24 protein-coding genes are annotated in these 25,379 nt (G+C 67.7%); 9 read left to right on the top strand and 15 right to left on the bottom strand.

The window, feature by feature from the left end:
* The first annotated feature begins 36 nt into the window (after positions 1–36).
* The 5 genes from JNK84_RS14095 to JNK84_RS14075 all read left to right on the top strand — a co-directional run bounded on the left by JNK84_RS14095 (position 37) and on the right by JNK84_RS14075 (position 5,196).
* Positions 37–861 (top strand): ABC transporter substrate-binding protein, encoded by an 825-nt coding sequence (locus tag JNK84_RS14095; RefSeq protein WP_293425029.1) that lies wholly within the window; start codon positions 37–39, stop codon positions 859–861.
* Entirely contained in the window at positions 848–1,738 is an 891-nt protein-coding gene (locus JNK84_RS14090; RefSeq protein WP_293425028.1) for a polysaccharide deacetylase family protein, read from the top strand. The genes JNK84_RS14095 and JNK84_RS14090 overlap by 14 nt, the downstream gene beginning before the upstream one ends.
* Before the next feature lie 81 nt (positions 1,739–1,819).
* Entirely contained in the window at positions 1,820–2,665 is an 846-nt protein-coding gene (locus tag JNK84_RS14085) for an ABC transporter substrate-binding protein (RefSeq protein WP_293425027.1), read from the top strand.
* Positions 2,666–2,724: 59 nt separating this feature from the next.
* The gene (locus JNK84_RS14080) at positions 2,725–4,116 is read left to right on the top strand and encodes an amidohydrolase family protein (protein WP_293425026.1); all 1,392 of its coding nucleotides are present in this window, start codon (positions 2,725–2,727) and stop codon (positions 4,114–4,116) included.
* Between the two features lie 174 nt (positions 4,117–4,290).
* A complete protein-coding gene (locus JNK84_RS14075) occupies positions 4,291–5,196 on the top strand; it encodes a LysR family transcriptional regulator (protein ID WP_293425025.1) in 906 nt (301 codons plus the stop codon).
* 6 nt (positions 5,197–5,202) lie between these two features.
* On the opposite strand, the gene cnbZ is transcribed toward JNK84_RS14075, so the two are convergent.
* From cnbZ to JNK84_RS14030, 9 genes are all read right to left on the bottom strand, one after another.
* Positions 5,203–5,952 carry a 2-amino-5-chloromuconate deaminase CnbZ gene (gene cnbZ, locus JNK84_RS14070; RefSeq protein ID WP_293425024.1) on the bottom strand — a complete coding sequence of 250 codons (750 nt, stop codon included), beginning with the start codon at positions 5,950–5,952 and terminating at the stop codon, positions 5,203–5,205.
* Between the two features lie 54 nt (positions 5,953–6,006).
* On the bottom strand, positions 6,007–7,470 hold the full coding sequence (locus JNK84_RS14065; protein ID WP_293425023.1) for an aldehyde dehydrogenase family protein: 1,464 nt from the start codon (positions 7,468–7,470) through the stop codon (positions 6,007–6,009).
* Positions 7,471–7,487: 17 nt separating this feature from the next.
* Positions 7,488–8,204: an ABC transporter ATP-binding protein gene (locus JNK84_RS14060; protein WP_293425022.1), complete on the bottom strand. Its 717-nt coding sequence runs from the start codon at positions 8,202–8,204 to the stop codon at positions 7,488–7,490.
* Entirely contained in the window at positions 8,201–8,956 is a 756-nt protein-coding gene (locus JNK84_RS14055) for an ABC transporter ATP-binding protein (RefSeq protein WP_293425021.1), read from the bottom strand. The genes JNK84_RS14060 and JNK84_RS14055 overlap by 4 nt, the downstream gene beginning before the upstream one ends.
* Positions 8,953–9,900 (bottom strand): branched-chain amino acid ABC transporter permease, encoded by a 948-nt coding sequence (locus JNK84_RS14050; RefSeq protein ID WP_293425020.1) that lies wholly within the window; start codon positions 9,898–9,900, stop codon positions 8,953–8,955. Before JNK84_RS14050 ends, JNK84_RS14055 begins: the two co-directional genes overlap by 4 nt.
* A gap of 7 nt (positions 9,901–9,907) precedes the next feature.
* Positions 9,908–10,780, bottom strand: a complete 873-nt coding sequence (locus tag JNK84_RS14045) for a branched-chain amino acid ABC transporter permease (protein WP_293425019.1) — start codon at positions 10,778–10,780, stop codon at positions 9,908–9,910.
* A 12-nt stretch (positions 10,781–10,792) separates the two neighbouring features.
* Positions 10,793–11,995 (bottom strand): amino acid ABC transporter substrate-binding protein, encoded by a 1,203-nt coding sequence (locus tag JNK84_RS14040; RefSeq protein ID WP_293425018.1) that lies wholly within the window; start codon positions 11,993–11,995, stop codon positions 10,793–10,795.
* Between the two features lie 244 nt (positions 11,996–12,239).
* Positions 12,240–12,926, bottom strand: coding sequence for a GntR family transcriptional regulator (locus JNK84_RS14035; RefSeq protein WP_293425017.1), 687 nt, complete (start codon positions 12,924–12,926; stop codon positions 12,240–12,242).
* A 13-nt stretch (positions 12,927–12,939) separates the two neighbouring features.
* Positions 12,940–13,764 carry an amidohydrolase family protein gene (locus JNK84_RS14030; RefSeq protein ID WP_293425016.1) on the bottom strand — a complete coding sequence of 275 codons (825 nt, stop codon included), beginning with the start codon at positions 13,762–13,764 and terminating at the stop codon, positions 12,940–12,942.
* 233 nt (positions 13,765–13,997) lie between these two features.
* On the opposite strand from JNK84_RS14030, the gene JNK84_RS14025 reads away from it, so the two are divergent.
* Genes JNK84_RS14025 through hpaH form a run of 3 tightly spaced genes read left to right on the top strand, consistent with a single transcriptional unit; the run spans position 13,998 to position 16,201 of the window.
* The gene (locus JNK84_RS14025) at positions 13,998–14,963 is read left to right on the top strand and encodes a Bug family tripartite tricarboxylate transporter substrate binding protein (RefSeq protein WP_293425015.1); all 966 of its coding nucleotides are present in this window, start codon (positions 13,998–14,000) and stop codon (positions 14,961–14,963) included.
* 40 nt (positions 14,964–15,003) lie between these two features.
* On the top strand, positions 15,004–15,387 hold the full coding sequence (locus tag JNK84_RS14020; protein ID WP_293425014.1) for a carboxymuconolactone decarboxylase family protein: 384 nt from the start codon (positions 15,004–15,006) through the stop codon (positions 15,385–15,387).
* A 31-nt stretch (positions 15,388–15,418) separates the two neighbouring features.
* Positions 15,419–16,201, top strand: a complete 783-nt coding sequence (gene hpaH / locus JNK84_RS14015; RefSeq protein WP_293425013.1) for a 2-oxo-hept-4-ene-1,7-dioate hydratase — start codon at positions 15,419–15,421, stop codon at positions 16,199–16,201.
* A 117-nt stretch (positions 16,202–16,318) separates the two neighbouring features.
* Here hpaH and JNK84_RS14010 read toward each other — a convergent pair whose 3' ends face one another.
* The 5 genes from JNK84_RS14010 to JNK84_RS13990 form a co-directional block, all read right to left on the bottom strand.
* Complete coding sequence (locus JNK84_RS14010) at positions 16,319–17,620, bottom strand: ABC transporter substrate-binding protein (RefSeq protein WP_293425012.1); 1,302 nt, start codon at positions 17,618–17,620, stop codon at positions 16,319–16,321.
* Between the two features lie 81 nt (positions 17,621–17,701).
* Complete coding sequence (locus tag JNK84_RS14005; RefSeq protein ID WP_293425011.1) at positions 17,702–18,976, bottom strand: ABC transporter substrate-binding protein; 1,275 nt, start codon at positions 18,974–18,976, stop codon at positions 17,702–17,704.
* A gap of 38 nt (positions 18,977–19,014) precedes the next feature.
* The gene (locus JNK84_RS14000; RefSeq protein WP_293425010.1) at positions 19,015–19,878 is read right to left on the bottom strand and encodes a carbohydrate ABC transporter permease; all 864 of its coding nucleotides are present in this window, start codon (positions 19,876–19,878) and stop codon (positions 19,015–19,017) included.
* A 7-nt stretch (positions 19,879–19,885) separates the two neighbouring features.
* On the bottom strand, positions 19,886–20,815 hold the full coding sequence (locus JNK84_RS13995) for a carbohydrate ABC transporter permease (protein ID WP_293425009.1): 930 nt from the start codon (positions 20,813–20,815) through the stop codon (positions 19,886–19,888).
* On the bottom strand, positions 20,808–21,986 hold the full coding sequence (locus JNK84_RS13990) for an ABC transporter ATP-binding protein (protein ID WP_293425008.1): 1,179 nt from the start codon (positions 21,984–21,986) through the stop codon (positions 20,808–20,810). Before JNK84_RS13990 ends, JNK84_RS13995 begins: the two co-directional genes overlap by 8 nt.
* Positions 21,987–22,166: 180 nt before the next feature.
* Between JNK84_RS13990 and JNK84_RS13985 the strand changes: the two genes are divergently transcribed.
* Complete coding sequence (locus JNK84_RS13985; protein ID WP_293425007.1) at positions 22,167–22,994, top strand: phosphodiesterase; 828 nt, start codon at positions 22,167–22,169, stop codon at positions 22,992–22,994.
* Between the two features lie 15 nt (positions 22,995–23,009).
* On the opposite strand, the gene JNK84_RS13980 is transcribed toward JNK84_RS13985, so the two are convergent.
* Positions 23,010–25,262 (bottom strand): heavy metal translocating P-type ATPase, encoded by a 2,253-nt coding sequence (locus tag JNK84_RS13980; protein ID WP_293425006.1) that lies wholly within the window; start codon positions 25,260–25,262, stop codon positions 23,010–23,012.
* Between the last annotated feature and the right edge of the window lie 117 nt (positions 25,263–25,379).

The raw sequence follows: 25,379 nt of genomic DNA, 5'->3' as shown, positions 1-25,379 counted from the left end.
CAACCGGCCGCCCTTCCAGAGACCCGGAGCCCACCCATGCTGACAAGACTGCTTCTCTCGGCGGCGCTAACCCTCACCGCAGCCGTGGCCGCCGCGCAGGAACTGCCCGCCTCCATCCGCCAGCGCGGATCGATCATCGCAGCCGTGGTGCCGAACTATCCGCCGCTGGAGATGAAGAACCCGCAGACCAACGAGCTGACCGGCTTCGACATCGAGCTCGGCAATGCCATCGCCGCCAGGCTCGGCGTCCGCATGCAATGGCAGGAGACGAGTTTCGAGCAGATGCTCTCGGCGGTGCGAACGGGGCGCGTCGACATCATCCTCTCCGGCATGAGCGACCTGCCCGCCCGTCAGGAAACGGCGACCTTCATCAACTACATCCGCTCAGGGACCCAGTTCTTCGTCCAGCACTCGCGCGCGAGCGAGTTTCCGAACCGCGAGGCCCTGTGCGGCCGCACGGTCGGCGCCTCGCGCCGCACCTCGCTGCCCGGCGAGATCAAGGCCTTCTCGGATGCAGAATGCGTCGCCAGGGGCCGCCCCGAAATCCGCATCGTCGGCACCGAGGGCTCGGCCGACGCCCGCACCCAGCTTCGGCAGGGCCGCATCGACGCCGCCATGCAGGGCTCGGAGACGCTGCCCTACATCATGGGCCTCGAGCCCAACACCTTCGCCCTCGTCGGCGAGCCGACGCGCTTCACGCTGATGGGCATCGCCACCGCCAAGGAGGCGGAGGAACTGCGCCAGGCCATCGTCAGGGCGCTGAAGGAGCTCATCGCCGACGGCACCTACAAGCAGCTTCTCGCCAAGTGGCAGCTGCAGCCGTCCGAACTCACGGAGATCACCATCAATGCCGGTCGCTAATCTCGACGCCCTGCCGCTGCTGCCCGCCAACCGCGCGCCGCTCTCGCCTGTCTATCCCTGGCCGAAGGGCAACAAGGCCGCGATGTTCCTGTCTTTCGACGTCGACGCGGAATCCGCGTGGACGGCCAAGGACCCGAACCACTACGAGCGGCTCGTCACCATGTCCTATGGCGGCTTCGAAGCTCGCGTCGGCGTGCCGAAGCTGCTGGAAATGCTGCGCGATCAGGAGCTGAAGGCGACCTTCTTCATCACCGGCTGGGCCATCGAGGCCCACACCGCCATGTGCGAGGCGATCCTGAAGGATGGCCACGAGGTCGGCCATCACGGCTTCCACCACCTGATGCCGGACCCCGGCGCGCCTCATATCGTCGAGGAAATGGACAAGGGTCTCGACAGCCTCAAGCGTCGCCTCGGCGTCGTTCCCGTCGGCTATCGCGCGCCGCTCGGCGAGAGCTGCGAGGAACTGCGCGTGCTTCTGAAGAAGCATGGCTTCCTCTACTCGTCCTCGTGGCGCGACGATGTGCGCCCTTACCGCCAGCTTCTCGCCGACGGCACGCCGGGCGTCATCGAGCTTCCCGCGACCATGACCTTCGACGACTGGATGTACGGCCTCACCCACCGCTACTCGCCGCGTCCGCTGTTTCCGCGCGAGCATGTCCTGTCGATCTGGAAGGACGAACTCGCCGAGACGCGCGACTGGGGCGGGCTGATCACCACCGTCCTGCATCCGCAGGTCTCGGGCCGGCCGATGCGCCTCAAGCTGCTGCGCGAGTTCATCGAGCATGTGAAGAGCTACGGCGACGTCTGGATCGGCACCGGCCGGGAGATCGCCGGCCATTTCGCGTCCTGCGAGGCGCAGGCCGCCAAGGCCGCGTGAAGGACAGGTCGCCCGTCGCGTGACGATGGGCGACCGGACACGCCGCCGAACGACAGTTGCAAGCCACAGGGGACAAGAACCATGACTTTCCGCACCGCCCTTCTCGCAGCCGGCTTCGCCGCGCTGCTTTCCACCTCCGCTTCGGCGCAGCAGGCTGCGATCCCGCTGCCCGACGCCATCCGCACCGCCGGCGTCGTGCGCATCGGCATCGAGGCGACCTACCCGCCGATGGCCTACAAGGACCCGGCGACCAACGAGCGCCGCGGCTTCAACGTCGACCTCGTCACCGAGATCGCCAAGGTGCTCGGCCTGCGCATCCAGTGGGAGGAAATGGCCTTCGCCCAGCTGATCCCGGCGCTGACCACCAACCGCATCGATTTCTCGGGCTCGTCGATGACCGACCTGCCCTCGCGCCGCGACCGGCTGACCTTCGTCGATTACGTCTCGACCGGGCCGCAGATCTTCGCGCTCGCCGCGCAGGCGGGCGACCTCAACCAGCCGACCGACCTCTGCGGCAAGTCGATCTCGACCCCACGCACGACCGCCTATTTCCCGACGCTGCAGGCCTGGAGCCAGGCGAACTGCGTCGCGCAGGGCCGCCCCGCGATCAACGTCATCGGTTCGGAAGGCGCCACCGCCACCCGCACCGACCTGCGCCAGAACCGCGTGCAGGCCGCAGTCCTCGGCGCGGAATACGTGGTCTATCTCAGCCAGCAGGAACAGGGCGCCTTCAAGCGCATCGGCACGCCGATCGGCCGCAACATGTCCGGCCTCGCCTTCCCGAAGGACTCCACCGTTCTGCGCGACGCGGTGGCGGCCGCGCTCAACAGGCTGATCGCCGATGGCACCTACATGACCCTGCTGAAGAAGCACGGTCTTGAGGCGCAGGCGCTGGAGCGCGCCGAGATCGACGCCGGTCAGCCCTGATCCGAAGCTCGCGGGACGCGGCACTGCCGCGTCCCGCTCCTCATTCCCGGCGGGCCGCCATGGATGTCCTGATCACCAATGCCATCGTCGCCACCTGCGACGACGCTCGCGCGATCCTGCCCGATGCCGCCGTCGCTGTGACCGGCAACCGCATCGCTGCGGTGGGCCCGACCACCAATCTGGAGCGCGACTACCCGCGCCACGAGCGTTTCGATGCCCGGGGCCTTGCCGTTTTCCCCGGTTTCATCAACGCCCACACCCACACCGTCCTGCTGGCGCTGCGCGGCACGATCGAGGACTGGCCGGGCGAGGCGATCTATCGCTACATGACGCCGATCTCCTACGCGATGAGCGGCGAGGAACGCTCGGTCATCGCCCAGCTCGGCTGCCTGGAAGCCATCCGCTCCGGCACGACCACACTGGTCGACCCGTTCCGCCATGTCACGACCTATGCGCCGGCCATGGCGGCGACCGGCATGCGGCTCTGGCTGACCGAAAGCTGCGCCGATATCGACACACGCAAGATCCGGCACGGCGACTACACGCCGGACGAAGCTTTCGGCGCCGCCTTCCTCGACCGCGCCAATGCGCTGATCGAAGGCTTCCACGGCTCCCATGGCGACCGCGTCCGCTGCCAGGCGGCCGCCCACGCGCCCGACAATTGCTCGCCGGCCATGCTGCGCTCCGTGCTCGATCTCGCGGCGAAGCACGGCCTCACGCGCACTGTGCATCTCTCGCAGAGCCCCGGAGAGGTCGCGGCCGTGAAGGCCGCCCACGGCCTGACTTCGGCCGAATATCTCGACCGCGAGGGCTTTCTCGATCCCGATCTCGTCGCCGCGCACTGGACCTTCTGCACCGAGAGCGACATCCGCCTGCTGGCCTCGAAAGGCGTGCAGATGGCGCATACGCCGGCCAGCATCTCCCGCCGCAATTTCCACAAGGTGCGGATCGGCCAGATCCGCGATGCCGGAGTGAAGGTCGTCTTCGGCACCGACAACATGAGCGAGGACATGTTCCAGGCCATGGCCTTCGGCTCCATCGTCCACCGCACGGGCCGAGGCCGCGAGGTCGAGGGCGGCGTAGATCCATCGCCACAGCAGGTCCTCGACTCGGTGACGCGGCTTGCGGCGGGTTCGGTCGATGCGGGCCACGAGATCGGCTCGGTCGAAGTCGGCAAGAAGGCCGATCTCACCTTCATCGACCTGTCGGCGCCGGCGCTTCGCCCGCTCATCCGGCTCGTATCTAACGTCGTCCACTACGGTCATCCCGGCACGGTCCATTCCGTGATGACGGACGGCGAGTTCCTGATGCGCGACCGGAAAGTCCTGACCATCGACGAGCCGGCGCTGGTCCGCGAGGCGGAGGCTGTGACACGGCGTGTCTGGGAACGGATGATCGCCGCCAATCCCGACATCGCGCCGCCGGCCGGCGAGTTGCAATGGCTCGGCTGAACGGGGCAATGGCCCCTCGGTGAAGCAGTGGCGCCTGCGGCAAGAGCCTGCCCGAAGTCCATGCGCCCGCCCGACTCATCGTCGTGACGGGCAATAGCCATTCGGTCCGAAGGGTTGTCTGCCGCCGGCAATCCGGGGAGGCTGTCCGGCGTTCTGGAGAAGGGTCGGCGGTCAGTGGATTTCACGCAGCTGCGATATTTTCACGAGGTGGTCCGGGCCGGCTCGATCCGGGGTGCATCGGACCGGCTGCGCGTCGCCCCTTCCGCCCTCAGTCGCCAGATCCAGCAGCTCGAGCATCAGGTCGGCATGCCGCTGTTCGAGCGCCATACGCGTGGCATGCGGCTGACCGAGGCCGGCGAAATCTATGCCCTGCACGCCCAGCTGGTGATGATGGACGCCGAGCGCGCCCGTTCGGAACTTGCCGCGCTGCGCGGTCTTGAACGCGGCGCCGTCAAGCTGGTCGTGGTCGAGGGGATCGTATCCAACTACCTGCTGGAGGCGATCGCGACGTTCCGGGCGGTCCACCCGGATATTTCGTTCGAGCTTCTGGTCATGGGCACGGCCGATGTCGTGGCCGCCGTCCGCAGCGGCGATGCCGATATCGGCATCGCCTTCAATGCCCGCCCTGATCCGCAGGTCGATTTCCTGTTCCAGCTCGACGACGACGTTCGCGCCATCTGCCTGCCGGGCCATCCGCTGACGATCCCGCCGCGCGTCTCGCTGCGCGATGTGTTCAACTATCCAGTCGCCCTGCCGATCACCTCGTTCGGCATCCGCGCGCTGGTCGAGGAATGCTGTCGCATCGAGCGCCTGACGATGAACCCGGCGCTTGTCACCAACAGCATCGACGGGCTGCGCTCGTTCGCGCGCGCGGGGCTGGGCGTCGCTCTCATCACGGGATTGTCGTGCAAGCAGGAAGTCGCGGCGGGCGAACTTGCGGCGATCAGCCTGACGGAGCCGCAGCTGCGCTCCGCCTCCATCGATGTCATGGTGCTCGGCGGCCGCCGCCTGCCAGTGGCGGTCTCGGCCTTTCTCGGCGACCTGCGCAAGGTCGCCGAGGCTCGCGCCACCGCCGCGTGAGCGGCGTCAGATCACCCGCTCGACCGGGATGCCGCGGCAGTCCATCTCATATTCGAGCTCCTGCACCGGCGGACGGTTGAAGTGCCAGGTGAGGCCGTTGCGCGCCGCCCCGCGACGGACGATCTCCTCCGCAAGGAAGGGATGCACATCATGGACCGTGTAGAGCTGAACGGCCGTCGTGTCCTTCCAGCCGAAGCCGAGCAGACCCGCGCGCCGTTCCATCTCGGCGAGCACGAAGCGGGCCTTGCCGCGCAGACCCTCGGTCGACAGGTCGCCGCGATTGACGATGTGGTCCTGATACTTCGCATGGCCTTCGGGCGCCTCGCCCGAACCGGCGACGACGAAGGACGGAGCCGCGCCCGCGTCCTCGACCGTGAAGGCGAAGGCGTGGAAGCTCGGCACCGGCGGCGGCGCGATCTCCGGACAGACATTGCTGCGGGCCACCGGGTTGAGGCCGCCCTCGAACAGGCCCCATTGCTTCAGCGTCTCGATATAGATGGCGTTGAAGGCGATGAAGCCTTCCTCCGTGAACGGCGCCGGCGAGCGCAGTTCGCAGGCGGCGAAGGCCGTGAGCGGCCGGCCGGCCGCCTTGATCACCTCGGCGATGCGGGCGAAGCCCTCGGCCAGCGGCACGGGCTCGGCGAAGCGCACGCGCTCCAGCCGGTAGCCCGGCTGCGCGGCAACGCCGGCGGAATATTGCGACACGCCCTTGATGAACCGGTAGCCGCCGGCGGCGAAATCGATGACGTCAGCCATGGAATGGCCCTTCCTTGAGAAGTCGAAACGATGGTGGGAACCGCCTGCCCTGCGTCAGGCGTAGTTGATCACGAGATGCTTGATGTCGGTCATGTCTTCCATGGCGTAGAGGGTTCCCTCCCGCCCGAGACCCGACTCCTTCCAGCCGCCGAACGGCATGTTGTCGAGGCGATAGATCGGCACGTCGTTGACCATCAGGCCGCCGACATCCCAATCCTCGATCGCCCGGAAGGCGCGCGTCACGTCGCGGGTGAAGATGCCGCCCTGAAGGCCGTACTTGCTGTCATTGGCCCGGGTGACCGCTTCCTCGAACGTGTCGAACGGGTTGACCGTCAGCACGGGCCCGAAGATCTCCTCGTCCTCGACCTTCATGCCCGCGCGCGTGCCCGTGAGCACGCAGGGCTGGATCACCGCGCGGTCGCGGTCGCCTCCGATCTCGGCCTTGGCGCCGGCGGCTTTGGCCTCATTGATCCAGCTCTCGATACGCTTCGCCGAGCCCTCGTCGATGACGGGGCCGACATCGACGCCCTCCTCCATGGGATTGCCGACGCGGCAGGCGCGGACCTTGTCCAGGAGCTTGTCGAGGAAGGTCTGGTACACCGGCCGCTCAACCAGGATGCGCTGGACACCGATGCAGTACTGGCCGCCATAGACCACGCCGCCACGCACGCAGCGCGCCGCCGCAAGATCGAGGTCGGCATCGGCGCAGACGACGACCGCGCCGTTGCCGCCGAGTTCGAGCGCCACCTTCTTCCGGCCGGCAATGGCTTTGATGTGCCAGCCGACCTTGGCCGAGCCGGTGAAGGTCACCATGGCGAAGCGGTCGTCGCGCACCATGGCCTCGGCCAGCGGCACCGGGCAGTGGACCACCGACAGCGCCCCCTCCGGCAGGCCGGCTTCGGCGAGGATCTCGGCGAGAAGGACCGAGGTCAGCGGCGTCTGCGGCGCAGGTTTCAGCACCACGGAATTGCCGACGGCAAGCGCGGGGGCGACCTTGTGCAGCACGAGGTTGAGCGGAAAATTGAACGGCGCGATGGCGAGGATCGGCCCGATCGGAAAGCGCCGGGCGATGCCGACGCGGCGGCGGATCGCCGCGAGCTGGTCGGGATCGGCCCTGGACAGATCGAGCTTCGCGCCGCTCGCCGTGGTCGTCTGGTACTCGAAGACGCCCGCATCCATGTCGAGCGGCACTTCATGGCCACCGAAGCGACGGGCCTCAGCTGCGGCATTGGTCAGGTTGAACAGCGAGCGGGCGACCTCGCCGCGCGCGTCATAGAGTGGCTTGCCGGCCTCCGCCGCGATGATACGGACGACCTCGTCACGACGGCGGCGCAGGATGTCGGCGGCACGCGCCAGAATGTCGGCGCGGGCAAAGCGCGGCAGCTTGCGCATGACCTGATAGCCACGCTCCGCCGCGACGATGGCGGCCTCGACCGCGGCGGCATCCGCGACAGGCATCTCGCCGACCGGCGAACCGTCATAGGGCGAGCGGATGGTCTCGATGGTGGTCTGGGTCATGATGGTCTCGATGGAGATCAGGCTTCGCCGAGATAGGCGGCGCGCACGGCCGGGTCGGCGGCCACCGATGCGCTCGGCCCGGTTCGCGTGACGCGGCCGCGGTCGAGCACCACGATCTGGCTGGCAAGGTCGAAAGCGACGGCGACATCCTGCTCGACGACGAGCAGGCCGAGGCCGTCGGCCGCGAGCCGCGTCAGCGCGTCGACGAGCACATCGACCGCGACCGGCGCGAGGCCGAGCGACAGTTCGTCGATCAGCATCACCTTCGGCTTAGCCATCAGCCCGCGGCCGATGGCGCACATCTGCTGCTCACCGCCGGACATGGAGACCGCGTCCTGCTTGCGCCGCTCCGCGAGACGCGGAAACAGCGCGTAGACCGCATCCAGTTCCTCGCGCAGCACTGATGCCGGCAGGCGGCGCGAGAAGGCGCCCATCATCAGATTGTCTTCCACCGTCATGCCCGCGAACAGGCGGCGGCCTTCCGGCACATGGGCGATGCCGGTGGCGACGAAGGCGTCCGGCGCCAGTCCGGCCAGCTCGATGCCACCGAGCGCGATGCGCCCGGCATTCGGCTTGATGAGGCCGGAGAGCGCGCGCAGGAGCGTCGTCTTGCCCGCGCCGTTCGAGCCGATGACGGCGGTGATGCCAGGCGCGGCCACGTCGAAGGCGACGTCCTGCAGAACCGTCACGTCGCCATAGCCGGCGGTCACGCCGTTGATGGTCAGGCCGGTCATCGTGCCGCCTCCAGCATGGCCGCGCCGCGCTTGCCGAGATAGGCGTCGACAACCTTGGGATCGCGCGCCACGGCGTCGGTGGGTCCGTCCGCCAGCAGCGCGCCCTGATGCAGCACCACGAGGCGCGTGCAGAGGCCGCGGACGACCTTCATGAGATGCTCGATCACGACGATGGTGACGCCCTCGGCGGCGATCGAGCGGATCATGTCGAGCACGCCGTCGATCTCCGCCGAATTGAGCCCGGCATTGACCTCGTCGAGGAACAGCATCTTCGGCTTCGCCGCGAGCGACTTGGCGAGCTCCAGCCGCTTGCGCTCGGCCAGCGTCACCTGCGTCGGCAGACGATCGGCGACGTGGGAAATGCCCAGCCGCTCGAGCGCCTGATCGGCCGCGCGCCTGGCGGCGGCCATGTCGCCGGCCGCACCCGCGAACAGCGCCGCCGCCGCGACATTGTCGCGGGCGGGAAGCTGCGCGAAGGGCTGCACGACCTGAAAGGTGCGCAGCAGGCCGAGCCTTGCCAGACGATAGGGCGGAGCCCCCGTCACGTCACGACCGGCGAAGGTGACGCGCCCGGCCGTCGGCTTCAGATGGCCGGTGACGAGATTGACGAGCGTCGTCTTGCCGGCGCCGTTGGAGCCGATCAGGCCGACGATCTCGCCCTCGCCGAAGGTGAGGCTGACATCGCTGACCGCCTTGAGGCCGCCGAAGCGCTTGGAGAGGTTTTCCAGCCTGAGCAGGGGAGCCTCGGTCATGACGCCCTCCTGCGCAGGATGCCGGGGATGATGCCGGCCGGCAGCAGCAGCACCAGCAGGGCGATCAGGACGCCGAGCGCTCCCGTGCCGAACGTCAGCAGGTTGCGCCACATGAGCTCTTCGAAGGCCATGTAGACGATCGAGCCGACGACCGGGCCGAACACCGTGCCGACGCCACCGATCAGCGCGGCGATGATCGGGCGCACCGACCACATCACGTCATAGACGTCGGAAGGGTCGATATAGCCGATCCAGCGGGCATAGGTCGCGCCGGCAAGGCCGCAGATCGCCGCCGACAGAGTGAAGGCGATGGTCTTCAGGCGCGGCGCGTCGATGCCCGCGCCCATGGCGGCCGTCTCGTTCATGCGAATGCAGGCGAGGCCGAAGCCGAGGCGGCCCTTGGCGACGACCATCGACAGCGCCAGTGCGGCCGCGGCGAGGATGACCATGGTCTCCAGCGCGACCGTCGCGATGGCGGTGGGATTACCGCCGGCTCCGGGCAGGTTGATGCCCATGCCGCCGCCAGTGAGATCGGACCAGCCGGTCGTGACCTCCTTCAGGATGGTCACCAGCATCAGGCTGGCGATCGCGAAATAGTGGCCGCGCAGCCTGAGAATGGCGAAGCCGAAGGGCGCCGCGAGCAGCGCCGACAGCACCGCCGCCAGCAGGAAGCCGCTCCAGACCGGCCATCCGGCCTGTTGCGCCACCGCGATGGCATAGGCGCCGAGGCCGAAGAAGGCAGCCGTCGCGAAGGACGGATAGCCGGTGAAGCCGCCGACGAGGTTCCACGCGATGGCGAGCGTGATCAGCAAGGCGAGCTGGGTCGCAAGCCTGAGGAGATAGGCCTGGTCGCCGACGAGCGCCGGCAGGCCGAAGGCGAGGATGACGCCGCCGGCGAGGGCGAGGACGGGGCCGATCCAGGGCGAGGAGGACAGGGTCTTCATGGCGCGCTCACTCGTAGCCGGCGCGGCCGAGCAACCCTTGCGGGCGCAGCAGCAGCATGGCGATGAGCAGCACGGCGGCGACCGTGACGCTGTATTCCGGGCCGACGAAGATGGCGCCGAAGCTCTCCACCACGCCGAGAACGATGCCGCCGACGATCGCGCCGACGATGCTGCCGAGGCCGCCCAGCACGCAGGCGACGAAGGCGATGCCGAGATAGCCGGAGCTGTTCAGCGGCGAGATCGGGAAGACCACCGCCATCAGGCAGCCGGCGATGCCGGCGAGCGCGAGGCCGAGGCCGAAGGTGACGGCGTAGATGTGCTCGACCTTCACGCCCATCAGCATCGAGGTTTCACGGTCCATGCGGACGGCGACGATGGCGCGGCCGAGGCGTGAACTGTTGAGATAGGCATGGACGGCGAGCGTCACCGCGACGCCGGCCACGGCCGCGAGAACGCGGTCCATCGGCAGGCCGATGGGGCCGAAGCTGATGAGAGTTCCGGTCACCGGCGGCACCTTGCGGTAGTCGGCGGAGAAGGCGTTGATCATGCCGTTGTTGAGGATCAGATCGAGGGCGAAGGTCAGCACCAGCGTGATCAGCACCGGCGCGGTGATCACCCGCTGGATGACGAAACGCTGCACCGCCCAGCCGATGAGGCCGATGGCGGGGCCGACGACGATGGCCGACAGGAACGGATTGATCCCGAACCGGGCCGAGGCGAACCAGGCCGCGTAGGAGCCGAGGACGATGGCGGAGCCGTGCAGCATGTTCACGACGTTCAGCACGCCCCAGACCAGCGAGAACCCTGCTGCAACGGCGGCATAGAGGCCGCCGAGCAGGAGTCCGTTGGCGAGGACCTGCGCGAGAAGGGAAGCGCTCATTGGATCAGGACGTCAGGCGATGCCGAAGCGGAATTCGCCCTGCTTGATCTCGTCCGGCACCAGCACGACGGCCTTGCCGCCCTGAATCTGGAACACCGGCGGGGTCAGGCTGTCGATCTGGCCGGTCGGGCCGAAATGGACCGGTCCCCAGAAGGTGCGGACGTTCAGCGAGGCGAGCGCGTCGCGCACCGCCGGGCCTTCCAGCGTGCCGGCCTTCTTCAGGGCGAGTTGAAGAATCGCGCCGGCCGAGGATGCCGAAGCCTCGGCATAGTCGGGCGTCTCGCCGTTATAGGCGGCCTTGAAGACCTCGACATAATTGGCGGTCGAGCGGAACAGATCCTCGCCCTCGTAGCGAACGGAGGGATGCCACCATGCGGCGCTGGAGACGTTCTCGGCGGCTGCCTTGAGCGCCTGGATATATTCCTCGTAGGCAGGGCCGGCGATCATCGTCAGCACCTTCGGCTTCATGCCGAGATCGCGCATCTGCGAGCGCACCTGAACGAGATCGTTGATGTAGCCGCCGACGAAAACCCAGTCGGGGGCCGCCGCGCGCATCTGGGTCAGCGCCGCCGCGAAGTCGAGCGTGCCGATGGCGAATTTCTCGTCATAGACGACGCTGAGGTTGCGGGCGGCCGACGACTTGCGCATCTCGTTGGCGAGGGAGAGCGGCAGCAGGTCGTTGCGCGAGAAGATCGCGACCTTCTTCACGTCCGGCGCCTTCTCGGTGACGAGCTTCGCCAGCGGCTCGGTCAGCGTCGAATTCGGCGTGAAGGTGCCAAACAGATATTTGAAGCCCTGATCGTAAACTTCGACCGACGAGGCGGTCGGCGCGATCATCGGGATCTTGTAGCGCTCGGCGATGGCCGAGCCGGCTTTCGCCGCGCCCGAACCGAAGGGCGAGAACAGGAAGTGCGCCTTTTCCTGGTTGACCAGAAACTCGCAGGCCTGCACGCCGCGCGGCGTCGCGGACTGGTAGTCGGAATAGATGATGCGGACCGGAAGCTTGCGGCCGCCGACATCGACGCCGCCTTCCTTGGTCACCTGCGCGGCCCAGAGATCGTAGCCGCGCTTCTGCTTGCGCCCCTCGGGAGCCAGCGGGCCGGTCAGCGGCAGCGGCGCGCCGATGCGGATTTCATTGGTCGCCTGACCGAGCGCGAAGCCGGGCGTGAGGGCGGCGGCAGCGGACAACCCGCCGAGCAGCGTACGACGATCCATGATCCTGTTCCCCTTTTTGCCACCGCCTCCACGAGCGATGCTAATGAACGAACAGTGACAGCCGACCGTCCGACCTCGGAAGTTCAATTTTGAGGATATAGCGTTGCCGAATTGAGAACACCCGCCAGCCTGTTGCCGGAAATGTCGCGATCACGCCGCCTGCGGCATCAATGGGTTCCAGAGGGGTGATCTGGCGCAACAAAAGAAAAGGCGACGGATCCCGTCACGCCGATACCGGACGCGTTCAGCCGGGCCCGCGCAGCGCGACCTGGATGTTACGCCCGGTCCGCTCGATATGGTCGCGCAGCATGCGTGCCGCGTCGTCGGCTCGGCGCCCGATCATGGCGTCGGCGATCGCCGCGTGTTCGGCCGGCACGTCGCGGTCGGGCTCGTGATCCTTCAGGAAGATGCGCCGGTAACGGTCGCTCTGGTCATGCAGCGTCTCGCAGAACTGCTGCAGCATGGGCATGCGGCAGGCCGAGATCAGTTCGGCATGGAAGGCGCGGTGGCGTTGCTCCCATTCCTCCTGTTCCTCCGGCGAACGCTGCCCGCGCCGGGAGCGGTTCAGCTGATGCAGCGACGAGAGGATGCGTCCCTCCCAGGCAGCGTCGCCGTGCAGGATAGCCTCGCGCGCCGCCATGCTCTCCAGTTCGACACGCAACCGGATGACCTCGGACAGGTTGTCGGCGGAGACCGGCGCCACGCGATAGCCGCGCTGGTCCTCGGCCTGAACGAGCCCCTCGCTTTCCAGTCGCCACAACGCTTCGCGCAAGGGACTGAGGCTGACGCCGTAGCTCGCGCGAATGCGATCCAGCACCAGCTTGGAGCCCGGCACGAGTTCGCCGCGCATAATCGCGCTGCGCAGGCGCTCGGCGAGCGTCGTCGACAACGTGGCCGCGGACGGTGATGCGGGGGTCTCGCGAAGGCTCATCGGGCCATGGTTCTCAACCATCGACGGGATCGAATCCGTAGAGCATCGCGGGATTGTCCACCAGTGCGAGCCTGCGATGATCCGCGTCGGGAATCCACAGGGGGATGAGATCGACGAGGTCGCCGTCGTTCGGCATCGGCACCGGGCAGATCGGGTGCGGCCAGTTGCTGCCCCACAGGATCCGGTCCGGCCTGTGCTCGACCACGCGATGGATCAGCGGCAGCATGTCCCTGTGCGGATAGGGGTCCGAGGACAGGCGGTAGAGGCTGGCGAGCTTGACCCAGCAGCGATCCGTATCGAGCAGTCGCAGCACGGCCTGGAAGGGTTTTGAGTCCACGCCCTCGGCCGCCGTGATCCGCGCGAGATGGTCGAGCACGAAAGGACGGCCGGAGGCGACGAGCGCGGTTTCCACGTCGAGCAGTTCGCCGGCCTTGTGGAAATGGAGCACCAGATGCCAGCCAAGGTCGCGCGTCTCCTCGGCGAGCCGTCCCAGATGGTCGAAGGAGGCGCCGCCGCTGACCACCGTGGACATGCGGCAGCCGCGCATGCCGCGCCGGTGCATATCCTCCAGCGTCGCGCGCGGCAGGCCCGAGGGGATGACCGCGACGCCTCGCATGCGCGCGGGCGCGCGCGCGAGCGCCGCGAGTGTCGCCGCATTGTCCGTGCCGTGGGCGCCGCCGTGGACGATCACCACGCGATCGATGCCCAGCACGTCGTGCAGCGCGACGAGGTCGTCGTAGGTGCAGTCCTCCGGCGTATAGCTGCGCGCCGGACTGAACGGGAACTGCGCGGCCGGACCGAAGACGTGGACATGCGTGTCGCATGCGCCCTTAGGCATGACGAAGGACGGCCTGTGCGGATGGCGATCCGGCCCCGTGCAGGGCGGCGGCTGCCGCGCTTCGTTTCCTTGCAATGCCATGCTTCGTCCCGTCCTGCCTCGAGCCGCTTGAGACTTCCTGGCGCATGGGCGCTGCGCCATCCCGTTCGCTGCCGCGCGGTTGACCGCTCCGGTCCAGCATGGCAGAGAATAATCGATAATCATAAAATAATCGATTATTATTTGGAGGAAGCATGACCCGTCTTTTGTCCGCTGTCGCCGGGCTGACCGCTCTCGCCTTCGCCGCTGCGCCCGTCGCGGCATTTCCGGAGCGTACCGTCCGCATCGTGGTGCCGTTCCCTGCCGGCGGCTCCAATGACGTGATCGCGCGCATCGTGGCGCAACGCCTGTCGGAGATCTGGAAGCAGCCCGTCGTGGTCGAGAATCGCGGCGGCGCCGGCGGCAATGTCGGCGCCGAGGCTGTCGCCCGCGCTGATGCCGACGGCTACACGCTGCTGCTCGCCGCCCCCGGCCCGCTCGCCATCAACCCCTCGCTGTTCCAGCGGATGAACTTTGATCCGCTGAAGGACTTCGCGCCCGTCGCGCTGACCGCCTCGGTGCCGATCGTGCTGGCGGTCAACCCACAGGTGCGCGCCAATTCGGTCGCCGAACTGATCGCCCTCGCCAAGTCCGAGCCGGGCAAGCTGCATTTCGGCTCCTCGGGCGCCGGTTCCACCAATCATCTCGCTGGCGAACTGTTCAAGTCGCTCGCCGGCATCAACATCATCCACGTGCCCTATCGCGGCGCGGCCCCGGCGATGAACGATCTCGTCGCCGGCCACATCCCCTTCATGTTCGACAACATGCCGGCCATCCGGCCGCAGGTCGCCGGCGGCAAGATCCGCGCGATCGCGGTGGCCGGCGCTGCCCGTTCGTCGCTCTATCCCGAACTGCCGACCATGGCGGAGGCGGGCGTCGCCGGCTTCGAGGCTTCCGCCTGGTTCGGCCTCGTCGCGCCGGCCGCAACGCCGCCCGCGGTAATGAAGGTTCTGGTCGACACGACCACCGCCGTTCTCAAGGAGCCGGCCATCGTCGCCCGCTTCGCCGAACTCGGCGCCGAGCCCGGCACGGTCTTCGGTCCGGCCTTCGGCACCTACCTCAAGTCCGAGGCTGACAAGTGGTCGGGCATCGTCCGGGCCGCCGGCCTCACCCCCCAGTGACGTCGCGGCCCGGCACCGGAAAGAGAAGGATCGCCTGCCCATGCCCAGCAAGGATCTCCCCACCCTCGCCGAGCTTGAAAAGCGCTACGAGGACATGATCGGCTTCACGCCGCCGCGCATCGCCAAGCGGCTGAAGCTCGGCATGAATGTCGCGCCGGAAGTGGTCGCGGCCATCGAGGACTGGCGTATCGCGGCGCTGACCCCCGATGCGCTGGACCAGAAGACCGTTCAGCTCATGGCCTTCGCCATCCTGCTGACCCAGACCTCCGAGGCCGCCAACAACCACGCCAAGGCGGCCATCAAGGCCGGCGCGACGCTCGATGAACTGCACGCCGCGGCCGCCATCGCCGCGCTGTTCCGTGGCGTCGCCGCCTTCAACCTCGCCGGCGAGGTCCTGTCCGGGCTGTTCCCGGACAAGGCCTGACCGCCCTCCTCCGATCCAAGGATCAAAGCCCATGCTATCCGACACCGACCGCCGCAAGGCGGCCGAAATCCTCATCGCCGCCGAGGAAAGGCGCACGCCTGCGCTGCAGCTCTCGAAGACCTATCCGGATATCCAGATCGAGGACTCCTACGCCATCTCCTCGCTGGTCACCGAGATGAAGATCGCGAAAGGCGCACGCCTGATCGGCCACAAGATCGGCCTCACCTCCAAGGCGATGCAGGCCTCCTCACAGATCGACGAGCCTGACTACGGCCACCTCCTCGATTCCATGCTGCTGAACGACGGCGCCAGGGTCCGCTTCGAGGACTATTGCGTGCCGCGCGTCGAGCCGGAACTGACCTTCATCCTGAAAGAGCCGCTGAAAGGTCCGGGCATCGGCCTCGTCGACGTGCTGCGCGCTACCGAATGGGTGGTGCCTTCCATCGAGATCATCGACGCGCGCGTTCAGAACCCGCGCAAGATCACTGATACCGTCGCCGACAACGGCGCCGCCGCCGGCATCGTTCTGGGCGGCCGTCCTGTCCGGCCGGACGCGGTGGACCTGCGCTGGGTCGGCGCGATCTTCTATCGCAACGCGGAGATCGAGGAGACCGGGATTGCCGCCGGCGTGCTCGGCCACCCGGCCATGGCCATCGCCTGGCTCGCCAACAAGGTCGGCCGCTTCGGCACCGTGCTGGAGCCCGGCCACCTCATGCTGTCCGGTTCGTTCACGCGCCCGGTCTGGGCCGCGAAGGGCGATACGCTCCATGCCGATTTCGGCCCGCTCGGCAGCGTCTCCGTCCAGTTCGTCTGATACCTGCAGCGTCTTCAAGCGAAGTGGGCACCGGTTCGCGCAAAGAAAACACGACACAACTATGGCGCCCTAAAAGCAAAGCGCCGGCCCGGACCGGCGCTTTTCTGTTTGAAGGCGTCAGCCCTGCCGGCGCGGGATAAGACGGGTCACCTCGCGCGCCATGTCGCGCACGACCTCTTCCGGGCTCGCCTTCTGCTCGGCGATGCGGGCAAGATTGTCGACCATGACCTGCGTCACGCGCACCGAGTTCTGGCCCGGGAAGGCGTACCACGGGATCATCAGGTGCACCTGCTTCGTCGCCGCCTGGAACAGCGGGTTCGCCTTGTAGAACTCGCCGAGATAGATCGGGTCGTCGATGGCGAGCTGGTTGCACGGCACGTAGCCGGTATTGCTGGCCATGATCGTCGTGCCCTCGGCCGAGGACGCGAACTTGATGAACTCCCAGGCAGCGGCCTGACGGGCCGGATCCTTGGCAGTCATCATCAGGCCCGCGCCGCCGGTCGGCAGGCGACCTTTGACGGGATCGATCACCGGCAGCGTCGTGGTCTGAAGCTCGAAATTGCGGCCGACCATGCCGGAGATCTGCCGCACCTGCGCGGTAGTGCGGAACATCACGCCCATCTTGCCGGCGCCGAAAGCCTGCAGGTCGGCGGTCGCGGTGGCCGAGGCGCCGAAATTCGGCATCTTGCCTTCCTTGACCATGCGGTCGAGCAGCTTCACCGCCGCGAGACCCTCGGGTCCGTCGAAGGCAACCCTGGTCTCATCTTCGGTCAGCATGCGGCCACCGAAGCCGTAGAGCAGCGCCGAGAACATCCAGTCGTCGCCCGGCCAGCGGAAGAACATGCCGGTATTGCCGTCGCCGAGCGCGGCGATCCTGGCCGACAGCGCTATGACCTCGTCCCAGTTCTTCGGGAACGCTTCGGCGCTGGAGCCGACCTTCTTGAGGAGATCGCCATTGAGATAGCTGATCGGATTCGAGGTCGCGAAGGCAAGGCCGCACTGCACGCCGCCGTGGAAGCCGAGGCCGAGGATCGGCTTCGAATAGCCGAGCTTTGCGACATCGCCCTCGCGGTCGAGGAAGGGCTTCAGATCGGCGGCGATGCCGCGCTCGGCAAAGAGGCGCAGGCGGTTGAGGCCCTGGAACGACACGTCCGGCAGACCGCCGGTGGTCGCCTGCCGCAGAATGAGCTGCGCGCCGTCCTCGTAGTTCGGCGTCGGGTTGACATAGGTGACCTTCACCTTGTCGTTCTTCTTGTTGAAGGCCTCGGCGATGGCCTCCTGCGCAGCCTTGAAGATCGGCGGCATCGAATAGTGCGCGACAATCTCGATGGTCTGCGCGCGCACGACGTTCGGCATGGCGATGGTCGCCGCGCCGGCCATCAGGCCGAGCGTCGAGCGGCGGGTCAGTTTGGTGGACATGACAACCTCGGTTCCGGGGCTGGAAGGTTCTGCATGGTCCCCGCCGTCCGGCCCCTTCCGGCGCGGCGGGGCATGAACGGATCAGGCGCGCGGCAGGAGACGCGTTACCTCGCGCGCCATATCGGCGAGCGCGGTCTCGACGGAGGCCTTCTGCTCGACGACGCGCGAGACGTTGTCGGTGATGACGGAGGTGATGCGCACGCCATTGGCGCCGGGGAAAGCATACCAGGGCACCATGACCGACATCTGCCGGACGCCGGTCATGAACAGCGGATTGTCGCGGTAGAAGTCGCCGAGGAGGCGCGGATCGTCGGCCGCGATCTGGTTCACCGGCACATAGCCCGTGCCCTTGACCATGGTCGCGCAGCCCTCGGGACCGGTGGCATAGCGCAGAAACCGGTAGGCGGCCTGCTGCTTGGCCGGATCCTTCGCGAGGATCATGCCGGCAGCGCCGCCGGTCGGCAGGCGGCCGCGGGCCTTGTCGCCGAGCGGGAACTCCCACGTCGCCAGCTTGAAGTTCTGGCCGAGCGAGTTCATCGCCTGCCGCAGGAAGGCGGTCGACCAGTAGTACATGCCGACCTTGCCGGCGGCGAAGGCCTGTGCGCCCGCCTCGCCCGACAGCGCGGGCATGCCGCCCTGCCGCACGAGGCGGTCGAGCACGGTGAGCGAAGCGCGGCCCTCGGGACCGGCGAAGCCGATATCGCGCTCGGCCGCGTCCATCATCGTGCCGCCGAAACCGAAGAGCAGCGCCGAATAGATCCAGTCGCCCTGCCAGCGGTAGTAGGAGCCGTGGATACCGCCGCCGAGGGCGGAGATGCGCTTCGACGCCTCGATATGCTCGTCCCAGGTCGTCAGCTTCCTGTCCGGATCGAGGCCGGCGCGGCGGAACAGGTCGGCATTGATGAAGACGATGGGGTTGGAGGTCGCAAAGGCGAGTCCGGCCTGAATGCCCCCCGCCTGCCCGAGGCCGAGCAGTTCGGGCGTGTAGCCGAACTTCACGGACTCGCCCTCGGCCTTGAGCAGCGGCGCGATATCGACGGCAAGGTCGCGCTCGGCGACGACGCGCAGGCGGTTCAGACCCTGGAAGGTGAGGTCCGGCTGGCGGCCGGTGACCGCCTCGCGCAGCACGAGCTGCGTGGCCTCGTCATAGCTCGCAGTCGGCTGGCGCCAGGTGACCTTCACGTCGGGATTGGCGGCCATGAAGGCGCGCGCGATAGCCTCCTTCACATCCTTGTAGACCGCCGGCATGGCGTAATGCGCCTCGATCTCGACCGGAGCCGCAAAGGCGAGGCGCGGAGCCGCGAGGCTCGCAGCGGCGCCGGCAAGCGCGGTGCGGCGGGTGAGGCAGAAAGTCATGACGATCTCCGGACGCGGATGCGAGCGAACGACCGGCCTCAACCCTTGAGGCCGGTCATGGTGATGCCTTCGATGAAGCGGCGCTGGGCGAGGAGGAAGGCCGCCACCAGCGGGATGGTGGTGATGGTCGCGGCGGCCATCAGCGCGCCGAAATCGTCGCCGGCCTCCTCGGTGCGGAAGTAGATGACGCCGAGCGCGGGGGTCGCGAGCTCGCCCTTGCCGGAGACGGCGATGAGCGGCCAGAACAGGTCGTTCCAGTGGGCGACGACCGAGAAGATCGCGAAGGCAGTCGCGGCCGGCCAGGCGTTGGGCACGATGATGCGCCAGACGATCGACCATTCCCCGAGCCCGTCCATGCGCGCCGCCTGGATCAGTTCGTCCGGCATGGCGCGGAAGAACTGGCGGAACATGAAGATGGCGAAGACCGAGATGGTCGAGGGCGCGATCAGCGCGGCGTAGGTGTTGAGGATGCCGGTCTGCGCGAAGGCGATGTAGAGCGGGATCGCCGGCACGTGGGCGGGGATCAGCAGGCCGAGCATCACGAAGGCGAACAGCGTCTCGCGACCTCGGAAATTGAGCTTCGCCAGCGCGTAACCGGCCGGCAGGGCGAAGGCGAGTTGGAAGACGAGGATGCCGAAGCAGACGATGGCGCCGTTGAGGAGGTAGCGGCCGATCGGCACCTCGCGGAACACGCGACCATAATTCTTGTCGATGGCGAAGGTCTCGGGGATCAGCGACATCGACGCGCGCCAGACCTCGTCCAGCGGCTTCAGCGACACCGACACCATCCAGATATAGGGCATCAGGAACAGGAGGCCGAGCACGCTCAGGAGTACGAGGCGCGGCAGGTCGGCGGCAAGGCTGCGGTCGTGCGAGCCGGGCATTTGGGATCCGGGGTTCATGACCGTCTCACCCGTAATGGACGCGCCGGTCGAGGACGCGCGTCTGGAGCAGCATGAGGACGACCACGACGAGCAGGAACACCACGGTGATCGCGGCCGAATAGCCCATGCGGAAGAAGGTGAAGCCCTCCGTGTACATGGTGTAGAGCAGCACCTCGGAGGCCTTGTTCGGCCCGCCCTGCGTCAGCGTCGCGACGATGTCGAAGACGCGCAGCGAGCGGATCATGGTGATGGTCAGCACGAACAGGCTGGTGGGGCCGAGCAGCGGCCAGGTCACGGTCCAGAACCGCGACCATGCCGAGCGCACGCCGTCCACCTCCGCCGCCGCGTAGAGGTCGCGCGGAATGGCGGTGAGCCCCGCCAGGAACAGCACCATGTTGAAGCCGACCTGCTCCCAGACGCCGATGATGGCGAGCGTCCACATGACGCTGTCGGAAGAGCCGAGCCAGTTCGGGCCGACGAGCCCAAGCGCCCGCAGCGCTGCGTTCACAGGTCCGATGGTCGGGTGGAACATGTACTGGAAGGCGGTCGCCATCGCGACCATCAGCGACACGACCGGCAGGAAGAACACGGCGCGGAAGAAGGCGCGGCCGCGTGTGCCGCTCTCGATCAGCAGCGCCAGCATGAGCCCGCCGATGATCGAGACCGGCGTCGTCACCGCGACGAAGAAGGCGGTGTTGCGGAACGAGGTGACGAAGCCGCGATCCTCCATCAGCTCGGCGAAATTGGCGAGGCCGATGGTGCGGAGCGCCGGCGCGCCGAGCTCGTAATCGGTGAAGGCGATGGCGACGACCGCGAGCGTCGGCACCAGCAGCATCAGCACGAAGGCGAGGATGGCCGGCAGCGTCAGCAGCCATGCGGCAAAGGCCTCGCCATGGCCGGCGCGCTCAGACGTCGATGAAGGCGCGAGCGATGCAGGCAGGGCTGCGTCAGACATAGCGCGGCACCCGGCGCGTGGGCACATGCGCCTGCACCTGCGCGGCTGTTTCCGTGCCAATCAGGCCGACCCGGTTTCCCGCAGCGTCGAAGGCTAGCAACCGGCCCGGCTGCGGTGCGACGGTCAGCGTTTCGTGGGACGGCGCACCCTCCCACGCTTGCGGATCGAGCCGCACGGTCAGGTGCGTGCCGGCGCGCGTGTCGCGGGCATAGACGAGAATTTCGGCGCCGAGGAACTCGACATGGCGCACGACAATGGCAATGCCTTCGTCGGCAATAGCGAGGTGTTCAGGGCGGACGCCTATATCGAGCTTGCCCGCGGTGCGTGGCGCCACCGCATCGACCGGCACACCGGCAACCGATATGCGCCCTTCCGCACCAGCCTCGCCGGGCAGGATGTTGATGCGTGGCGAGCCGATGAATTGCGCAACGTCGATGGTGGCGGGCTGCTCGTAGACCTCGCGCGGCGAACCGAACTGCAACACGTTGCCGCCGAGCATGACCGCGACGCGGTCCGACATGGTCATCGCCTCGGCCTGGTCGTGGGTGACATAGACCGTGGTCACGCCGACGCGCTTGTGCAGGTCGACAAGCTCGCGCCGCATGTCGTGGCGCAAAGCCGCATCGAGGTTCGACAGCGGCTCGTCCATCAGGAAGGCCTTGGGGTGGCGGACGATGGCGCGCCCGAGCGCGACGCGCTGACGCTGGCCGCCGGAGAGCTGGCCGGGACGGCGCTGCATCAGGTGATCGATGGAGAGGAGTTTTGCGGCCTCCGTGACCTCCGCCTTGATCGCGGCGCGGCGCTCGCCCGTGCCGGATACGAGGCGGCCAAGAAACGGTGCTCGCTCGATCGCCGACAGGCGGCGCATGACCAGCGGCAGCGCAATGTTCTGCTCCACCGTCATGTGCGGATAGAGCGCGTAGTTCTGGAACACCATTGCGACGTCGCGGTCTGCCGCGCGCAGGCCCGTCACGTCGCGCCCGGCGATGGAGACAGCACCGGTATCGGCACGCTCCAGTCCCGCGATGATGCGCAGCAGCGTGGTCTTGCCGCAGCCCGACGGGCCGACCAGCGACACGAAGGCGCCCGCGTCGAAGGCCAACGACACGCCCTTCAGCACGCGCGTCTCACCAAACGCCTTTTCGATCCGGTCGAGGACAATGCCTGCCATGAATCCCGAACTCCCTGATGGGGTCCGGTTACGTGGCTTCGACGACAGATCGGCAACAATCACATGACAATTCGCAGACCGTTGCGCGACATCGACATGACGGCGCAGGCGCGCCCGCCGTCGTCGTCCGGCTGTCATGAGCGGGCACTAGGCAGCCGGCGAACCCTGACGAGGATTGCCATGCTCATCGCCCATCTCACCGACCTGCACGTCCGCCCGGTCGGCCTGCCCGCCTACCGCACGGCCGAGACCAACATGCTGACCGAACGCGCCATCGACGCGGTGCTGGCACTCGACCCGCAGCCCGATCTCGTGCTGATCACCGGAGACCTCACCGACAACGGCCTCATCGCCGAGTACGAAAACCTGAAGCGCATGCTCTCCCGGCTGCCGATGCCCGTCTGGCTGATCCCCGGCAACCACGACCGTCGCGAGAACCTGAAACAGGTGCTGGCCGACTATCCTGGCCTCTCCGACGAGCCGAGCTTCGCCCAGTGGGCGACCGACCTCGGCCCCGTCCGGATGATCGGCCTCGACACGGTGCTGCCGAAATCAGGCGCCGGCCGGCTCTGCGCCGAGCGGCTCGGCTGGCTGGAGCAAAAGCTCGCCGAGGACAGCGCCAAGCCGACCATCGTCGCCATGCACCACCCGGCCTTCGCCTGCGGCCTGCATCACATGGACCGCATCAACCTGATCGAGGGCGCATCCGAGTTCGAGGCCATCGTCAGGCGCAATCCGCAGATCGTCCGCATCCTCGCCGGCCACCATCACCGGCCCATCCAGACGCTGTTCGCCGGCACGCTGGCCATGGTCGCCCCGAGCGTCGCGCATCAGGTAGTCCTGGACCTGACAGACACGATGCCACCGCACTTCAACTTCGAGCCCGCCGCCTTCCATCTGCACAAGTGGATCGAAGGCACGGGACTGGTGACCCACACCGTCTATGTCGAGAAAGCCCCGGGCCCCTATCCGTTCCTGCGCGATCCCGACTATCCCGGCGCGGCGTGAGGGCAGCGCGTCCCCTTACGAGGAACGCACCGCCAGCAGCCGCAGCGCATTGAGCGTGACCAGCACGGTCGCGCCGGTATCGGCGAGGATCGCCGGCCAGAGGCCGGTGATGCCGGCGATGGTGGTGACCAGGAACACCGCCTTCAGCCCGAGCGCGATGACGATGTTCTGCGTGATGTTGCGCATCACCCGACCGGACAGGTCGATCATGCCGGCAATGTCGGCGACGCGTCCGTGCAGGACGGCGGCATCCGCCGTCTCCAGCGCGACATCGGTGCCGCCGCCCATGGCGATGCCGATATCGGCGGCCGCCAGAGCCGGCGCATCGTTGATGCCGTCGCCGACCTTGGCGACAACCTGCCCCTGCTGCTGAAGCTCGCGCACGATGCGCTGCTTGTCCTCGGGCAGGAGACCGGCGCGCACCGCGATGCCGAGCTTGCCGCCGATGGCGCGCGCGGTGCGCTCGTTGTCGCCGGTCAGCATCACCGCCTTGATACCGGCGTCGGCCAGCGCCTTGAGACCCGCGACCGCATCGGCGCGCGGCTCGTCGCGGATCGCGAGAAGACCGACGGGCCGACCATCCACAAGCAGCACCGACACTGTCTTGCCCTCGTCGTTGAAGCCCGAAATGCGCGCGGTCTGCTCTGCCGTCAGCGGCGAGGCTTCCTCCGCAGCCTTTGGCGAGGCAAGGAACACAGAGCGCCCGCCGACATTGCCGACGACCCCCTTGCCGGCCACCGCCTTCGCCTCGCTTGCCGGCAGAACCGGCACCGCGTCGGCCTTGGCACGCGCCAGAATGGCAAGCGCCAGCGGATGGCTGGACCCCGTCTCGATGGCCGCCGCCAGTGACAGCACCTCCGCCTCGCCAATGCCGAAACCGACAATGTCGGTCACCACCGGCTTGCCCTCGGTGAGCGTGCCGGTCTTGTCGAGCGCCACCGTGGTAACGTTGCGCAGGCCTTCCAGCACCGCGCCGCCCTTCATCAGGAGGCCGCGCCGCGCGCCGGTCGCAAGGCCAGCCGCGATGGCGGCAGGCGTCGAGATGACCAGCGCACAGGGGCAGCCGATCAACAGGACCGCGAGGCCCTTGTAGATCCACTCCGACCAGACGCCGCCGAGAAACAGCGGAGGAATGATCGCAACGAGCGCGCCGACGACCAGCACGGCCGGCGTGTAGTAGCGCGAGAAGCGATCGATGAAGCGCTCGGTCGGCGCCTTGCTCTCCTGCGCCTCCTCGACCAGCTTGACGACGCGCGCGATGGTGTTGTCCTCGGCCGCCGCCGTAACGCGCACGCGCAGCACCGCGTCGGCGTTGATCGTGCCGGCGAAAACGGCATCGCCCTTCTGCTTGCGCTTCGGCACGCTCTCGCCGGTGACCGGGGCCTCGTCCACCGCGCTCTCGCCGTCGACCACCTCACCATCCGCCGCGATCCGGTCGCCCGGCCGCACGAGGATCACCACGCCCGGCTGCAGCGTCTCGGCCGGCACCTCGCGCGTCGCGCCGTTCTCCTCGACGATGGCGTTCTTCGGAACGAGGGCGGTGAGACCGCGGATGCTCGCGCGGGCTCGACCCGCTGCGACGCCTTCCAGCAGCTCACCGACGAGGAACAGGAAGACGACGGCCGCCGCCTCCTCGGCCGCGCCGATGAACACCGCACCAACGGCCGCGATGGTCATCAGCGTCTCGATCGTGAAGGGCATGCCGGCGAGCGCCGCAGCAAGGGCGCGCCGCGCGATGGGAATGAGACCGGCTGCCATGGCGGCGACGAAAGCCCAGTGCCCTATGGCCGGCACCACCTGCCCGGTCAGCCAGGCGGCGGCCAGAGCCAGACCGCATCCCATCGTCAGGAGCGCCTTGCGGCTCTTCCACCACGGGCCGTCGCCGAGATCGAGATGGGAATGGCCGGAATGGTCGTGCGTGCCGCCGGCATGGTCGTGGGAATGGTCAGTGTGGTCGCGACGCGCATGATCTTGGCCCGCACGATCTTGGCCCGCGTGATCTTGGCCCGCGTGATCATGATCCACCGCCGGCCGCTCCTTGGAGCCACCCACGGGTCCGACCGAATAGCCGAGCGCCTTCACCTGCCGCTCGACCGTATCCCTGGCGACCGAACCGTCATGCGTCACCGCCAGCGAGCCCGCCATCACGGACACCGCCACGGCATCGACGCCCGGCAGCCGGCCGACCGCGGTTTCGATCTTCGCCGCGCAGGACGCGCAGTCCATGCCGCCGACACGAAATCGGGTGATTTCCTGGTTCTGCGTCATCGAAATGGCCTCGCCTGCAAGCATGATCAGCCGCGAAACGGCGACCCGATGACAGGTCCGTACATCCTCCAGCCACTAGAGGATCAAGCCCTCGGCCGATCTTTCTGCCGGGTAGCC

The sequence above is a fragment of the Phreatobacter sp. genome, assembly GCF_016793595.1.
Classification (GTDB): domain Bacteria; phylum Pseudomonadota; class Alphaproteobacteria; order Rhizobiales; family Phreatobacteraceae; genus Phreatobacter.
The sequence above is the reverse complement of the archived record's forward strand: the minus strand, read 5'-3'. Positions and strand labels throughout refer to the sequence as shown.

What these genes read in the sequence shown, in the direction of transcription:
- JNK84_RS14055 (WP_293425021.1), bottom strand. Translation starts at nt 8,956, where the DNA reads ATGACCGAGGCTCCCCTGCTCAGGCTGGAAAACCTCTCCAAGCGCTTC.
- JNK84_RS14065 (WP_293425023.1), bottom strand. Translation starts at nt 7,470, where the DNA reads ATGACCCAGACCACCATCGAGACCATCCGCTCGCCCTATGACGGTTCG.
- JNK84_RS14095 (WP_293425029.1), top strand. Translation starts at nt 37, where the DNA reads ATGCTGACAAGACTGCTTCTCTCGGCGGCGCTAACCCTCACCGCAGCC.
- JNK84_RS14090 (WP_293425028.1), top strand. Translation starts at nt 848, where the DNA reads ATGCCGGTCGCTAATCTCGACGCCCTGCCGCTGCTGCCCGCCAACCGC.
- JNK84_RS14005 (WP_293425011.1), bottom strand. Translation starts at nt 18,976, where the DNA reads ATGACTTTCTGCCTCACCCGCCGCACCGCGCTTGCCGGCGCCGCTGCG.
- JNK84_RS14025 (WP_293425015.1), top strand. Translation starts at nt 13,998, where the DNA reads ATGACCCGTCTTTTGTCCGCTGTCGCCGGGCTGACCGCTCTCGCCTTC.
- JNK84_RS14035 (WP_293425017.1), bottom strand. Translation starts at nt 12,926, where the DNA reads ATGAGCCTTCGCGAGACCCCCGCATCACCGTCCGCGGCCACGTTGTCG.
- JNK84_RS14040 (WP_293425018.1), bottom strand. Translation starts at nt 11,995, where the DNA reads ATGGATCGTCGTACGCTGCTCGGCGGGTTGTCCGCTGCCGCCGCCCTC.
- JNK84_RS13995 (WP_293425009.1), bottom strand. Translation starts at nt 20,815, where the DNA reads ATGTCTGACGCAGCCCTGCCTGCATCGCTCGCGCCTTCATCGACGTCT.
- JNK84_RS14050 (WP_293425020.1), bottom strand. Translation starts at nt 9,900, where the DNA reads ATGAAGACCCTGTCCTCCTCGCCCTGGATCGGCCCCGTCCTCGCCCTC.
- JNK84_RS14085 (WP_293425027.1), top strand. Translation starts at nt 1,820, where the DNA reads ATGACTTTCCGCACCGCCCTTCTCGCAGCCGGCTTCGCCGCGCTGCTT.
- JNK84_RS13990 (WP_293425008.1), bottom strand. Translation starts at nt 21,986, where the DNA reads ATGGCAGGCATTGTCCTCGACCGGATCGAAAAGGCGTTTGGTGAGACG.
- JNK84_RS14010 (WP_293425012.1), bottom strand. Translation starts at nt 17,620, where the DNA reads ATGTCCACCAAACTGACCCGCCGCTCGACGCTCGGCCTGATGGCCGGC.
- JNK84_RS14080 (WP_293425026.1), top strand. Translation starts at nt 2,725, where the DNA reads ATGGATGTCCTGATCACCAATGCCATCGTCGCCACCTGCGACGACGCT.
- JNK84_RS14045 (WP_293425019.1), bottom strand. Translation starts at nt 10,780, where the DNA reads ATGAGCGCTTCCCTTCTCGCGCAGGTCCTCGCCAACGGACTCCTGCTC.
- JNK84_RS13985 (WP_293425007.1), top strand. Translation starts at nt 22,167, where the DNA reads ATGCTCATCGCCCATCTCACCGACCTGCACGTCCGCCCGGTCGGCCTG.
- JNK84_RS13980 (WP_293425006.1), bottom strand. Translation starts at nt 25,262, where the DNA reads ATGACGCAGAACCAGGAAATCACCCGATTTCGTGTCGGCGGCATGGAC.
- hpaH (WP_293425013.1), top strand. Translation starts at nt 15,419, where the DNA reads ATGCTATCCGACACCGACCGCCGCAAGGCGGCCGAAATCCTCATCGCC.
- JNK84_RS14060 (WP_293425022.1), bottom strand. Translation starts at nt 8,204, where the DNA reads ATGACCGGCCTGACCATCAACGGCGTGACCGCCGGCTATGGCGACGTG.
- JNK84_RS14020 (WP_293425014.1), top strand. Translation starts at nt 15,004, where the DNA reads ATGCCCAGCAAGGATCTCCCCACCCTCGCCGAGCTTGAAAAGCGCTAC.
- JNK84_RS14000 (WP_293425010.1), bottom strand. Translation starts at nt 19,878, where the DNA reads ATGAACCCCGGATCCCAAATGCCCGGCTCGCACGACCGCAGCCTTGCC.
- cnbZ (WP_293425024.1), bottom strand. Translation starts at nt 5,952, where the DNA reads ATGGCTGACGTCATCGATTTCGCCGCCGGCGGCTACCGGTTCATCAAG.
- JNK84_RS14030 (WP_293425016.1), bottom strand. Translation starts at nt 13,764, where the DNA reads ATGCCTAAGGGCGCATGCGACACGCATGTCCACGTCTTCGGTCCGGCC.